This window comes from Mesorhizobium sp. LSJC280B00 (assembly GCF_000502835.1).
In the GTDB taxonomy this organism is placed as follows: domain Bacteria; phylum Pseudomonadota; class Alphaproteobacteria; order Rhizobiales; family Rhizobiaceae; genus Mesorhizobium.
The window spans coordinates 111,553-125,104 of the sequence record NZ_AYVL01000003.1 but is presented as its reverse complement, the minus strand read 5'-3'; the positions used below and the strand labels follow the sequence as shown (position 1 = coordinate 125,104).

Sequence of the window (13,552 nt, the reverse complement as noted above, 5' to 3'; positions counted from 1 at the left end):
CCATGTCCGACATCCTGCGCAAGATCGAGGCTTACAAGCGCGACGAGATCACGGCGGCCAAGGCGCGCGTGCCGCTCGCCGAGATCAAGGCACGGGCGACTGATGCCGACGCGCCGCGCGGCTTTCTTTCCGCCCTTGAAGCAAAGCGCAAATCCGGCAGGTTCGCGCTGATTGCCGAAATCAAGAAGGCTAGCCCATCCAAAGGCCTGATCCGCGCCGATTTCGATCCGCCGACGCTGGCCAGTGCCTATGCGAAGGGCGGTGCCGTCTGCCTTTCGGTGCTGACCGACGCACCCTCCTTCCAAGGCGCGCCCGAATTCCTCACCACTGCGCGCGCTGCCGTCGAGCTGCCTGCATTGCGCAAGGATTTCCTGTTCGACCCCTATCAGGTCTACGAGGCCAGGGCATGGGGCGCCGATGCCATCCTGATCATCATGGCCAGCGTCGACGACGCGTTGGCAAGAGAACTCGAAGCGACAGCGTTCGGGCTCGGCATGGACGCGCTGGTCGAAGTGCATGACGAGGCTGAAATGGAACGCGCGCTGCAGCTGTCGTCGCGGCTGATCGGAATCAACAACCGCAATCTCCGGACCTTCGAAACCAGCCTACAGACCTCGGAGCGGCTGGTAGCGATGGTGCCGGCCGACCGCCATCTGGTCAGCGAGAGCGGTATCTTTTCGCACGACGATTGCCGCCGGCTGGAGCAGAGCGGCATTGCGACTTTCCTGGTCGGCGAGAGCCTGATGCGCCAGCAGGACGTGGCCGCGGCAACGCGCCTGCTGTTGACGGGCAAGGCGCCGGCAGAGGCCGTTTGAGGATGGCGGCCGCCCTCACCCATCTTGGCGCGCAGGGCGAAGCCAACATGGTCGATGTCGGCGACAAGGCTGAGACGGTGCGCACGGCAGTCGCAGAAGGTTTTGTCGCGATGCGGCCCGAGACGCTGGACATGATCCTCGCCGGCGACGCCAAGAAGGGCGACGTGCTGGGCACCGCGCGCATTGCCGGCATCATGGCGGCCAAGAAGACGCATGAACTGATCCCGCTTTGCCATCCGCTGCTGCTGACCAGGATATCTGTCGATATCGAGGCGGACGCCGCGCTGCCCGGCCTGAAGGTGACAGCATTGACCCGCGTCACCGGCAAGACCGGCGTTGAGATGGAGGCTCTGAGTGCCGTCTCGGTCGCTTGCCTGACCATCTACGACATGGCCAAGGCGGTCGACCGCGCCATGGTCATCTCCGGCATCAGGCTGGTTGAAAAGACCGGCGGCAAATCCGGCGACTATAAGGTCACCGGAGATCGGACCACCGGGGCCGGCCGATAATGGCGCTGGTCCCCGTTGCCGAGGCGCTCGAGCGCCTGCTGGATGGCGCAGCAGCGCTGCCGGGTGAACGCGTCGCACTGCTGGATGCCGCAGACCGCGTGTTGGCGGAGCCGGTCGTGGCGCTCCGCACCCAGCCGCCGTTCAATGCCTCCGCCATGGACGGCTATGCCGTGCGGGCCGCCGATATCGCGTCCATACCAGCAAAGCTTTCGGTGGTCGGCATGGCGCCAGCCGGACGCGGCTTTGCCGGGGTGGTGCAGCAAGGGCAAGCCGTACGCATCTTTACCGGCGCGCCGCTTCCCGAAGGCGCCGACACCATCGTCATCCAGGAGAACGTCCGCGACCACGGCGGCGGCAGCGTCGAAGTGACGGAGCCGACGGTGCAGGGGCGCAACATCCGCCGCCTCGGGCTCGATTTCGCCAAGGACGACGTCCTGCTGGGCGAGGGCCGCCTGCTCGATCCGGCGGCCTTGTCGCTGGCGGCATCGGCCAACCACCCCAAGGTCGGCGTGGTCAAGCGGCCGCTGGTCGCCATCATCGCCACCGGCGACGAATTGCTGCCGCCGGGCAGTGAGCTTGGCCCCGACCAGATCATCTCGTCAAACGCCTATGGCGTCGCCGCCGCCGCACAGTCGGTCGGCGCGCGCGCGCTCGATCTCGGCATTGCGCCGGACCGCAAGGAGGCGATCGCTGCGCTGGTGACAAAGGCGGTGAAGGCGGGCGCGAACGTCATCGTCACGCTGGGTGGTGCCTCGGTCGGAGACCACGACCTCGTTCATGACGTGCTGACCGGGGAAGGCATGGCTCTCGATTTCTGGAAGATCGCCATGCGGCCCGGCAAGCCGCTGATGTTCGGGCGGCTGGGCGACATCCGCTGCATCGGCCTGCCCGGCAATCCGGTGGCAAGCCTGGTCTGCACCCAGCTCTTCCTGAAGCCGTTGCTGGCGCAGCTCGGCGGCCGCGCCTTTCAGCAGGATATGCGTCGGGCGCGGCTCGGTACCGCCATGCCGGCCAATGATCTCAGGCAGGATTATGTGCGGGCTGTTGTCAGCACCAACGCCGGCGCGCTCGTGGCGACGCCGTTCGGCATCCAGGACTCCTCGATGCTGAAAATGCTGGCCGATGCCGACGGGCTGATCGTTCGCGCGCCGTTCGCTCCTGCCGCGGCGGCGGGCTCCCCCTGCGACGTGCTGATGCTACGCTGAACCTGCCTCACTCCGAAATCAAGGTCCGGGTCAGCGGATGGTCTGGATCGGCCAAACCGTCGATGATGTTGAAATGATGCCGGTCAGGTTCCACCACCGAGCTGGTCGCGGTACCCAGGCCGATCCAGATGTTGGCCAGCAACGCGCTCTGACGCAGGAATTCGGCGCGCTCGCCGCCGCCGGCCCAGCAGGTCAGGCGGGCCTTGTCCATCGGGCGCAGCAGCACCGGGCTTTCGGCCTGCGCCTCGGCCTCATCGATCGCGATCGTCTCGTTCATGCCGGTGCGCATGATCGGGCGCAAATCATGCACCCCCGAGATCGACACCACGTGACGAACGCGCCGGACCACTTCGGGCGCCAGCGGCGTCGTCGCCGTAACCATCCGGCTAACAAGATGGCCGCCGGCCGAGTGTCCGGTCAGCATCAGCGGCCCTGGGACCATCGCCGCCGCCTTGCCGATCGCCGCGCCGACTTCCTTGACGATGCCGCCAATGCGTATCTGCGGACAGAGCGTGTAGGACGGCATCGCCACCGCATAGCCGCGATCAACAGGGCCAGTGGCAAGATGCGACCAGAAATTTTTGTCGAATGCCATCCAGTAGCCGCCATGAACGAACACCACGAGTCCCTTGGGCTTGATGGCCGGCAGGAAAAGATCGAGCCGGTTGCGTGGGTTGTCGCCATAGGCCATGTCGAGCCGCGCCCTGCCCTCGGTCGAAAGCACGTCGCGGAAAACCCGCGCGGGCTCGATCCAGGCCGCCGGCCAGCGATCGCTGCCGGCTACGTTGGCGCCGTTGGCATAGGCGTTGTCCCAATCGGCAATGTGACGTTCGAACACCCTGCGCCCTCCCTGGCATATGGCCTTGCAACGTAGCCGTGAGCATCGCGCGGCGCGTCGTCGCCAGCCTCACGATTCCAGCTCTCGCATCAATCTCAAGTGACAGCCGCCTTGATGGCGAAGCGCGCTTCCTTCCACGCACCGGTGCGCAGGATGTCCTCAAGCACTTCGACGGCCTGCCAGACATCGGCATAGCCGACATAGAGCGGCGTAAAGCCGAAGCGCATGGTCGATGGCGCGCGAAAATCGCCGATCACGCCACGTTCGATCAGCGCGCGCATGATCTGGTAGCCATGCTCATGCATGAATGAAATCTGGCTGCCGCGTTTTTCCCCATCGCGCGTGCTCTCGAGCGTGAGCCCGTAAGTGCCGCACTTTGCCTCGACAAGCTCAATGAACAGATCCGCCAGCGCGATGCTCTTCTTGCGCACCGCCGTCATGTCGACATCGTTCCAGATGTCGAGCGCGCCCTTCAGCGTGCGCATCGACAGGACCGGCTGGGTGCCGCACAGAAACCGGCGGATGCCGGTGCCGGCCGCATAGCCTGGCTCGAAGGCGAAGGGCCGTGCATGGCCCCACCAGCCGGTGAGCGGCTGCTGGATGTCGGAAAGATGCCGCTCAGCCGCATAGATGAAGGCAGGCGCGCCCGGGCCGCCATTCAGATATTTGTAGGTGCAGCCAACGGCAAAATCGGCGTTTGCCTTGTCGAGCTCGACTGACATCGCGCCGGCGGTGTGGCAGAGATCCCAGACGATCATCGCCCCGGCTTCCTGAGCCCTGCGCGTCAGCGCCGGCATGTCGCGCAGTTCGCCCGACTTGTAGTTGACGTGGTTGACCAGCACCACGGCGGTGCGTTCGTCGATCAGCTCTTCGATGGTCGGCGCGTCGATCCCCGAGAGGCGCAGCAGCGTATCTTTTCGCGTCGAAACCACACCCTCAGCCATGTAGAGGTCCGTCGGAAAACTATCGCCCTCGGCGACGATGACCTGCCGCTCCGGTCGCATGGCCATGGCGGCGTGCAGCAGCTTGTAGATGTTGACCGATGTCGTGTCGCAGACCACCGTCTGGCCGGCCGCGGCACCGATCAGGCGCCCGAGCTGGTCGCCAAGTTCAAGCGGCATGTTGAACCAGCCGGCCGTGTTCCATGCGCGGATGAGATCATGCGACCATTCTTCGGTCGCGGCCTTGTGCAGTTCATCGAAAGCGGCACGTGAAGCAGCTCCTAGCGAATTGCCGTCGAGATAGATCACTCCTTGCGGCAACACGAAGCGGTCGCGCATCGCGCGCAGCGGATCTGCGGCATCCATCGCCTTTATGGCGGCGAGATCGGGAATTCCTGTCATGATGTGCCTGCTCCCCCCAAAAATTCAACGCAACGCCGGACACGCATCGACTGTTCTTCCATCACCTGGTTGCGCGCAGCAAGGCTCCACCGGCGAGAAGCAGCCTGACCAGGCGACTGGAAACCAGGAGTTAACCCGAGGTTGGCGTTTTGAGTTCGTTTCGTTCACGGTGCATTGACCGAACCGCGCAGTCGATACGGGTTCAATTCCGTGCCCTTTGCCGACCGACGGCCGATGTCAGTGCTGCCTTCTGGGAAGCCAGAAGGCGCAAACGAAAGCAGAATCAAGGGGATGACGCTCGCGACGGTGAAAATGCGGCATTCCGGTAGGGGCGTGGTTTGTTTCCCAAGCCTTAACGCATTCATTAAACTTTAAACAGTTGCGGAACACAACTGGAACAGATAGTGTTTGTTCTGGGTTTGTTTTTCTGATTCTGTTGGGGGTCGCTATGCTGACACGCAAACAACACGAACTGCTTATGTTCATCCACGAAAGGTTGAAGGAAAGCGGTATTCCGCCCTCATTCGACGAGATGAAGGAGGCGCTCGACCTGGCTTCCAAATCGGGAATCCATCGGCTGATTACGGCGCTGGAGGAGCGCGGCTTCATTCGCCGTTTGCCCAACCGGGCCCGTGCGCTGGAGGTGCTGCGCCTGCCTGACTCGATCGCCCCCGGCCTCAATGCGGCACGCAAGTTCTCGCCGAGTGTCATCCAGGGTAGTCTTGGGCAAGGCGCCCCTCGGCAGGGCAAGCCGACATCGTCGCGCGTCCCTGCAGCCGGCAATGACGACGATGTCGTCGCCGCCGTTTCGATCCCGGTGATGGGCCGCATCGCCGCCGGTGTGCCGATCGACGCCATCCAGCACCAGACGCATTCGATTTCGGTGCCGCCGGATATGATCATGGGCGGCGAGCATTATGCGCTCGAGGTCAAAGGCGATTCGATGATCGAGGCCGGCATTTTCGACGGCGACACGGTGATCATCCGCAATGCCGATACGGCGAGCCCCGGTGAGATCGTGGTGGCACTGGTCGACGAGGAGGAAGCGACGCTGAAGCGGTTCCGCCGCAAGGGCGCCTCGATCGCCCTGGAAGCCGCCAATCCGGCCTACGAGACGCGCATCTTCGGACCAGACAGGGTCAAGGTGCAGGGCAAGCTCGTCGGACTGATCCGCCGCTACTGAGCTCCGCCCTTGGCGCCGGCTTTGGGGTTGTCGGCCCTGCGGTATGGCGGCAGGCCCCGTGCCGCGCGTGAAAATTTCCGCTGCACGTGCCAGGGCCGGTATGATTTTTCGACCGCGAAACGGATTTCGGCGCGCGTTGCCGCTTGTGGATCGAAGTAGACGGCGGCACTTCCCGCGCGCGCCAGTTGCCGTTTGGTGACGACGAGGACCAGCCGGTCGTGGTAGCAGGGGTTATGGGCGGTGGCGTCGTCGATGACGATCAAGCTGGCAAAGGCGCAGGCTGGCCGCGCAGTATCGCGGTCCTTGGCTTGCGCGATGATCGCGCCGGATGGATGCCTGGCAAGGCAGAGGCCGTCCGTGCAAATGAACGGCATGCCCGGCGGTAGGTCGGCCGGATCGGCAATGTCGAATTGCGGGTCGTTCTTTCCAGGTGTTTCCGGCGCGACGATAGCCTCTGATGTGAGCGCGCGTTTCCAGTTGTCGATGGTGAACTCATTCGGGCGCGCCCGGTTGACCGCGAGTTCACCGCTGCCGATCGGCAGCGCGACCAGCCGTGCGTCCTCCGAGACCAATACGTCGGGTATGCGTGTCTGCGTTGTCGTCAGCAAGCCGGCGAGCGCAAAAGGAAGTGCCGCCAGCCGCAACCAGGTCGTCGCCATGCTGGCAATGACGAGGGCGATCGTCACCAGAAGGACGGATCTCAGCGAAATCAGCCCGACCGCATCGATCGGCGAGCGCTCCGAGATCCACCCGGACAGGGCGATCATCGCCGTCAGCCCCTTGCCCATGACATAGAGGAAAGGGCCATCCGCACCGAACGGCATCGCCAGCGCGCTGAGAACGGCGAAGGGCATGACGACCAGTGAGACGATGGGCATGATGGCCAGATTGGCGAACAGGCTGAGCGGCGCCACGCGCTGGAAATGCCATATGGCGAAAAGCGCCGTGGCGCTCCCTGCAATGATCGAGGTCATCGCCAGACCGCACATGCCCAGCAGGACCTTTCGAGTGGCAAAGCGTAGCGGCGACAGCCGCGGCAGCGGCGTGGTGGCCCTGCCGGCGCGGTAATCGGACCAGCCTGCATAGGCGCCGACAAGGGCCGCCGTCGCGGCGAAGGACATCTGGAAACTCGGACCGACCACCTCGTGCGGCGACACCAGGATGACCGCGATGGCCGAGATCGCCAGGTTGCGCATGGTGAGCGCGGCCCGGTCGAACAGCACGGCGATAAGCATCACCGCCAGCATGATGAAGCTGCGTTCGGCCGCCACGACAATGCCGGAAAAGACGAGGTAGGCCGCAATCGAAAAAAGCGCGGCGGCCGCGGCATATTTCTTGACCGGCCGTCGCGATGAGAAATCGGGAAACAGCGCAAAGGCACCCCGCAGCAGCGCCATGATGGTGCCGGCGACCAACGCCATATGCAGCCCCGAGATGGAGATGATGTGGTAGATGCCGGTGCGCCGCATCGCTTCGTTGATCTCCTCGGGAATGCCGGCGCGCACGCCGACGATCAGCGCAGCAGCAATCTCGCCCTCGGCACCGCCGATGCGGCTGCGGATATGGTCGGCGATAGATTCGCGCGCGTCTTCGATCGCGGAAGAAAGCTGCGCGCCAAGCGGCATGCTGCCCGACGACACGACTTTCGGATTGCCGAGAAAAAAGCCGCTGCCGCCGATACCGGCGAAATAGCTGTCGAAGGAGAAATCATAGCTGTCGGGCCGCACCGGGCCGGTCGGCGGCAGCAGCCGCACATAGCCGGTGATCTCGGAACCGGCGGTCAGCTCAGCCGGTATCTTCATCGCCGAAACGCGGACCCGTTCCGGCATGTAGCGCAGTGTCGGCCTGGCGGTTGAGGTCACATCGATTGTCAGCCTGATGCGGCCGCTCGCCATGGGCTCGTACGATACGACGCGACCCGTCAGCCGCGTCGAGATTTCGGAACCGAGCATATGCGTTCCGACACGCCATGTCTCGAACTTGGCGGCAAGTACGCCAAGCGCGCAGAGCAGCGCCACCATGAAGCACAGGCGCGTCCTGGGCCATGACCGCGAGACGACGGCACAAAGGGCCGCGAGGAGCGCGATTGCGATCGGCTGTGGAAAGGCCGGCTCCACCGACAGCCCGAAATATACGACCACCCCGCATGCGAGGAACACCGGCACCAGCAGGAAGGCGATGCCGCGGTCGAGTTCCAGGCCGGCTGCCGAGGTTACGCTGTTGCGGATACGGGACGGTGACGGGAGGCGGAAACGCCTGGGCAGGCGTACGATGGGCTCGCCCGCGGGCACGAGAACCGTTGCTGGGTCGCTGGCCGGCAGCGACGGAGCATCGAAGCGCGGAGCGGGTAGCAATGCCGGTGCCGGCAGGACAGGCGGGGGTGCGGCAAACAGCAAGCGTTCGCTGACGCCGCTGCCAACGTCCTCGCCCTCGCCCGCACCACGGCCTCGCACAGCCATCGGGTCTGCCCCTTGCGCCCTCGACCTCCTATGCTACATGAACGCGCGACGCGCGAAAGTCCGCAAACCCACTTCCTTCGCCCGCCTGAGAGTTCCATGCCCGATAAGGTCGTCACCCGTTTTGCCCCCTCGCCCACCGGCTATCTGCACATTGGCGGCGCGCGCACGGCGCTGTTCAACTGGCTGTATGCCAAGCACACAGGCGGCACGATGCTGCTGCGCATCGAGGACACCGACCGCGAGCGCTCCACCGATGCGGCAAGCGCGGCCATTCTCGACGGGCTTTCCTGGCTTGGCCTGACATGGGACGGCGAGCCGGTGTCGCAATTCGAGCGTGCGCCGCGCCATCGCGAGGTGGCCGAGGAGCTCGTTCGTATGGGCAAGGCCTATTATTGTTATGCGACGCCTGCCGAACTAGAGGCAATGCGCGAGAGCGCACGCGCCAAGGGGCTGCCTCCCCGCTATGATGGACGCTGGCGCGACCGCGACCCGTCGGAGGCGCCGCCCGGCGCCAAGGGGGCGATCCGCATCAAGGCGCCGACAGACGGCGAGACGGTGGTGCATGACCGCGTCCAGGGCGACGTGCGCTTTCCCAACAAGGATCTCGACGATTTCATTATTCTGCGCTCGGACGGCAATCCCACCTACATGCATGCCGTCGTCGTCGACGATCACGACATGGGCATCACCCACATCATCCGCGGCGACGATCATTTGACCAACGCCGCACGCCAGACCGTAATCTATCAGGCCATGGGCTGGGAGGTGCCATCGATGTCGCATATCCCGCTGATCCACGGTGCCGACGGCGCCAAGCTGTCGAAGCGGCACGGTGCGCTTGGCGTCGAAGCCTATCGCGCCATGGGCTACCTGCCGGATGCGCTGCTCAACTATCTGGCGAGGCTTGGCTGGAGCCACGGCGACGATGAGATCATGTCGATCGCCGACATGATTGCATGGTTCGACATTGGCGACGTCAACAAGGGCGCCGCCCGTTTCGACTTCGCCAAGCTCGAGGCGCTTAACGGCGTGCATATGCGCCGGATGAACGACGCGGCGCTGCTCGACATCTTCATCGCCACTCTGCCGTATCTTGAAGGCGGCCCGGCAATCGCCGCGCGCCTCGACGACAGACGCAGGGCGCAACTGCTTGCCGCTTTGCCGGGCCTGAAGGAGCGCGCCAAGACGCTGGTCGAACTTGTTGAAGGGGCTGCATTCCTTTTCGTCGAGCGGCCGCTGCCGGTCGACGAAAAGGCGGCGGCGCTGCTCAGCGGTGAGGCGCGCACGATCCTGCGGGGCGCTCATGCGGCACTAGCCACGGTTTCGGAGTGGTCTGCCGCCTCAGCCGAAGCCGCGATCCGCGACTATGCGCAGGCCGCCGGCCATAAACTCGGCGCCGTGGCCCAACCTTTGCGCGCCGCGCTCACCGGCAAAAGTACCTCGCCAGGTGTCTTTGATGTGCTTGCCGTGCTTGGCCGCGAGGAAAGCCTGGCGCGGATCGCTGATCAAATCGATTAGCAAACTGGCCCAAGAAGATTGGCATTGAAAGGTGTGTTTCGCAGTGCAACATTGGGTCTTGGCCTAATCTGCCGCGCAGATTCAATTGCGGGCGCAAATGTGCGTATTCCGATGCTTTTGACGTGTTGGGTTCAGATATTTTGCCTTTGCCGGCCTGAGGAAACAAAAAGGAGTTTGCTATGACCGAACCTGCGACAAAAATGGAATTTGGCGGCAAAACCCAGGCATCGACGGCCAAGCTGGAACTCGGCGGCAAAACCCATGAATTCAAGATACGAAGTGGTTCGGTAGGACCTGACGTCATCGACATCGGTTCGCTCTACAACACCGCCGGCGTCTTTACCTACGATCCCGGTTTTACGTCGACGGCGAGCTGCGAATCGGAAATCACCTTCATCGATGGCGATGCCGGCATTCTTTTGCACCGCGGCTACCCGATCGACCAATTGGCCGAGCACGGCGACTTCCTCGAAGTCTGCTATCTCTTGCTCTATGGTGAACTACCGACCAAGGCGCAGAAGGACGATTTCGACTACCGGGTGACGCGCCACACCATGGTGCATGAGCAGATGTCGCGCTTTTTCACCGGCTTCCGCCGTGATGCGCATCCGATGGCGGTGATGTGCGGCGTGGTCGGCGCGCTGTCGGCCTTCTATCACGATTCCACCGATATCTCGGACCCCTATCAACGCATGGTCGCGTCAATGCGGCTGATCGCCAAGATGCCGACGATCGCGGCGATGGCCTATAAATACCACATCGGCCAGCCATTCATTTACCCGAAGAACGAGCTGAATTTCGCAGCCAATTTCCTGCATATGTGCTTCGCCGTGCCTTGCGAGGAATACAAGATCAATCCGGTGCTGGCCCGCGCGATGGAGCGCATCTTCATCCTGCACGCCGATCACGAACAGAACGCCTCGACTTCGACCGTCCGCCTGGCCGGCTCGTCGGGCGCCAATCCTTTTGCCTGTATCGCTGCCGGCATCGCCTGCCTGTGGGGTCCCGCACATGGCGGCGCCAACGAGGCAGCCCTGAACATGCTGGGCGAGATCGGTCATGTCGATCACATCCCGGAATTCATTGCGCGCGCCAAGGATAAGAACGATCCGTTCCGATTGATGGGATTTGGCCACCGCGTTTACAAGAATTACGATCCGCGCGCCAAGATCATGCAGAAGACCGCGCACGAGGTCCTGGGCGAGCTCGGCATCAAGGACGATCCACTGCTCGACATCGCCATGGAGCTGGAAAGGATCGCACTGACCGATTCCTATTTCATCGAGAAGAAGCTCTATCCGAACGTCGATTTCTATTCCGGCATCACGCTGAAGGCGCTGGGCTTTCCCACCACCATGTTCACCGTGCTGTTCGCGGTCGCCCGCACCGTCGGCTGGATCGCGCAGTGGAAGGAGATGATCGAGGACCCGCACCAGAAGATCGGTCGCCCGCGCCAGCTCTATACCGGCGCGCCGGAACGGGACTACGTGCCAATCGCGAAGCGGTGAAGGTGGTGAATGGTGAATGGTGAATGGTGAATGGTGAATGGTGAATGGGAGTAGCGAAGCGTCGCTCCCTGTCCATAGAAACCACTATTCACAATTCACTATTCACAATTCACTCACTTCCTCACCATCCCCATCACCACACCCGCGGCTATCTCGCCTGACGGCTCGTCGGTTGCCATACGCCTGGCGATTTCGGCAAAACCGTCCTTCTGCCAGGTGCGGTAGGCGGTATCGGAGAACAGCGCTTCCAACTGCCGCGCCAGATAATGCGGCCGCACATATTGATTGTAGTGTTCCGGCACAACCGGCCGGTCGGCAATGAGATTGGGCAAGGCTGCGCTCCATACTTTGATCAGCGGCTGCGCCATGCGCATGACCGGATCGAGCCGGTAGCAGGAGATCATCGGCACACTCGCCAGTGCCAGTTCCAGCGATACTGTCCCCGATGCGATCAGCGCCGCATCGGCCTTGCCGAAGGCCTGCCATTTGCGTTCGGCATCGAGTATGATCTCCGGCTTCTCGTCCCAGCTCGCGACCGAGGTCCTGACCAGGTCGGCGACGTGCGGCACCGTCGGCAACAGCAGGCGCAAGCGGTGCCCGCGCGCCCGCAGGATCGACACCGTCTCGCCGAACGGCCCGACCATGCGTCGCACCTCACCACGACGCGAACCAGGCAGTACAAGCAACGTTTTGACGTGATCTGCGGACAGGTCACGCGGCTGCGCCTGCGCCCTGGCGGCACTGATTATGCCCGGATCGTGTGCAAGGCGATGCCCGACATAGGTGCCGGGCGGCCCGCCCAGGCGAGCGAGTTCCTTCACCTCGAACGGCAGGACGCAAAGAATGTGATCGACATATGGCTTCATCGCCGCCGCCCTGCCCGGCCGCCACGCCCACACGCTCGGGCAGACATAGTGGACGATCGGGATAGTCGGATCGGCGGCACGCACCTTCTTGGCGACGCGCAGCGAGAAATCCGGACTGTCGATGGTGATAAGGCAATCGGGCTTTTCACCGGCAATCGCGTTTGCCGTCTGGCCGATCCGCCGCATCAGGCGCGGCAGGTCGCGCAGGATGGCGCTAAGCCCCATCAGTGCGATCTCGCTGCCGTCGAACAATGGCGCCAGGCCGAGCGCCTGCAAATGGCGGCCGCCGATGCCGACAAGCCGAACTTCGCGCCCGGTCATGCGCTTGAGCGCCTGCACAAGGTCGGCGCCAAGTAGGTCGCCGGACTCCTCGCCGGCGACGACGGCTATCTTCAACGGCCGCTCATTCGCCATGCGCCGGCTCCGCAGGCAGGCCAATCACGAACAGGCCGAGCGCATTGGCACGTCCGATGGTGGCGGGACCTTCGAGCACCAGCGAGCGACCGGCTTCGACGGCAATGCCGGCCAGTCCGGCGGCATGCGCCGCCTCGACGGTCAGCGGGCCGATGGAGGGCAGATCGGCACGCAGTTCCTGACCGGGCTTGGCGCATTTGACCAGAACACCGCGGCTCCCGCCGGCCAGCCTGCCGTGCCCGCGCAACTCCCTTGTCCGCTCGAGCAGCCCGTCGGTGCCTTCGACGCCTTCCAACGCAATGGCGCGGCCGCCGACCGCAACAGCCGCTTGGCCGATATCCAGCGCGCCGATGGCTTTTGCCGCCGCGTGCGCCGCCTTGATGTCGCGCCAGTCGGATCTGCGTGGCGCCGCCTTGGTCAGCAGGCCTTCGGCGGCGACCAGCTCCGGCACGATCTCGTCAGCGCCGACGACCTTGATGCCGCTGCGCTCGATCCTGCGCACGAACAGTTTCAGCACCGTATCGTCCCCCCGGGTTACACCGACGAAGAGGCTGGGTAGCCACGCGAGCAGGCCCAAATTGAGGCGCATGGCGCTCAACCTGGGGCGGCGCGTGATATGACCCGCGGTTACGAGATGCGTAACGTGATGCCGCTTAAGGATCGGCAGCAGCGAGCCGACGTCTTCCAGCCTCAAGGTTGCCTGCTCATAGGGCTCGAAATCGGCTATGCGATCGACCTCGCCGGCCGCCATCACGACGAAGGGCAATTTGCCTTGCCGGGCGAGCGCTCGGGCAATTTCGACCGGGAGACTGCCGCCGCCGGCGATGATGCCGACCTTGGCATCTGGCGCGAGATCAAGGCCCTTTCCGGCAGCCTCAATCTTCGTCATCTGCC

At 63.9% G+C, this 13,552-nt stretch carries 11 protein-coding genes; 6 read left to right on the top strand and 5 right to left on the bottom strand.

Annotated features, from left to right (window positions below):
* Positions 1 to 2 precede the first annotated feature (2 nt).
* Genes trpC through glp form a run of 3 tightly spaced genes read left to right on the top strand, consistent with a single transcriptional unit; the run spans position 3 to position 2,529 of the window.
* Positions 3 to 815, top strand: coding sequence for an indole-3-glycerol phosphate synthase TrpC (gene trpC / locus X773_RS45285; protein ID WP_023674954.1), 813 nt, complete (start codon positions 3 to 5; stop codon positions 813 to 815).
* A gap of 2 nt (positions 816 to 817) precedes the next feature.
* A complete protein-coding gene (gene moaC, locus X773_RS45280; RefSeq protein WP_023674953.1) occupies positions 818 to 1,324 on the top strand; it encodes a cyclic pyranopterin monophosphate synthase MoaC in 507 nt (168 codons plus the stop codon).
* Entirely contained in the window at positions 1,324 to 2,529 is a 1,206-nt protein-coding gene (gene glp / locus X773_RS45275; protein WP_023674952.1) for a gephyrin-like molybdotransferase Glp, read from the top strand. The genes moaC and glp overlap by 1 nt, the downstream gene beginning before the upstream one ends.
* A 7-nt stretch (positions 2,530 to 2,536) precedes the next feature.
* Here the strand turns inward: glp and X773_RS45270 are convergent, their stop codons facing one another.
* Both X773_RS45270 and kynU read right to left on the bottom strand, forming a co-directional pair.
* Positions 2,537 to 3,367, bottom strand: coding sequence for an alpha/beta hydrolase (locus tag X773_RS45270; RefSeq protein WP_023674951.1), 831 nt, complete (start codon positions 3,365 to 3,367; stop codon positions 2,537 to 2,539).
* A gap of 95 nt (positions 3,368 to 3,462) precedes the next feature.
* A complete protein-coding gene (gene kynU, locus X773_RS45265; protein WP_023674950.1) occupies positions 3,463 to 4,710 on the bottom strand; it encodes a kynureninase in 1,248 nt (415 codons plus the stop codon).
* Positions 4,711 to 5,158: 448 nt separating this feature from the next.
* On the opposite strand from kynU, the gene lexA reads away from it, so the two are divergent.
* Positions 5,159 to 5,893: a transcriptional repressor LexA gene (gene lexA / locus X773_RS45260; protein ID WP_023674949.1), complete on the top strand. Its 735-nt coding sequence runs from the start codon at positions 5,159 to 5,161 to the stop codon at positions 5,891 to 5,893.
* Here lexA and X773_RS45255 read toward each other — a convergent pair.
* Complete coding sequence (locus X773_RS45255) at positions 5,887 to 8,352, bottom strand: ComEC/Rec2 family competence protein (RefSeq protein ID WP_023674948.1); 2,466 nt, start codon at positions 8,350 to 8,352, stop codon at positions 5,887 to 5,889. The two genes, lexA and X773_RS45255, sit on opposite strands and share 7 nt — an antisense overlap.
* Before the next feature lie 96 nt (positions 8,353 to 8,448).
* Between X773_RS45255 and gltX the strand changes: the two genes are divergently transcribed.
* A complete protein-coding gene (gene gltX, locus X773_RS45250; RefSeq protein ID WP_023674947.1) occupies positions 8,449 to 9,870 on the top strand; it encodes a glutamate--tRNA ligase in 1,422 nt (473 codons plus the stop codon).
* 179 nt (positions 9,871 to 10,049) lie between these two features.
* Positions 10,050 to 11,378, top strand: coding sequence for a citrate synthase (gene gltA / locus X773_RS45245; protein WP_023674946.1), 1,329 nt, complete (start codon positions 10,050 to 10,052; stop codon positions 11,376 to 11,378).
* A 113-nt stretch (positions 11,379 to 11,491) separates the two neighbouring features.
* Here the strand turns inward: gltA and lpxB are convergent, their stop codons facing one another.
* Together lpxB and lpxI are read right to left on the bottom strand one after the other, a co-directional pair.
* On the bottom strand, positions 11,492 to 12,658 hold the full coding sequence (gene lpxB / locus X773_RS45240; RefSeq protein ID WP_023674945.1) for a lipid-A-disaccharide synthase: 1,167 nt from the start codon (positions 12,656 to 12,658) through the stop codon (positions 11,492 to 11,494).
* Positions 12,648 to 13,547 carry a UDP-2,3-diacylglucosamine diphosphatase LpxI gene (gene lpxI, locus X773_RS45235; RefSeq protein ID WP_023674944.1) on the bottom strand — a complete coding sequence of 300 codons (900 nt, stop codon included), beginning with the start codon at positions 13,545 to 13,547 and terminating at the stop codon, positions 12,648 to 12,650. The genes lpxB and lpxI overlap by 11 nt, the downstream gene beginning before the upstream one ends.
* Between the last annotated feature and the right edge of the window lie 5 nt (positions 13,548 to 13,552).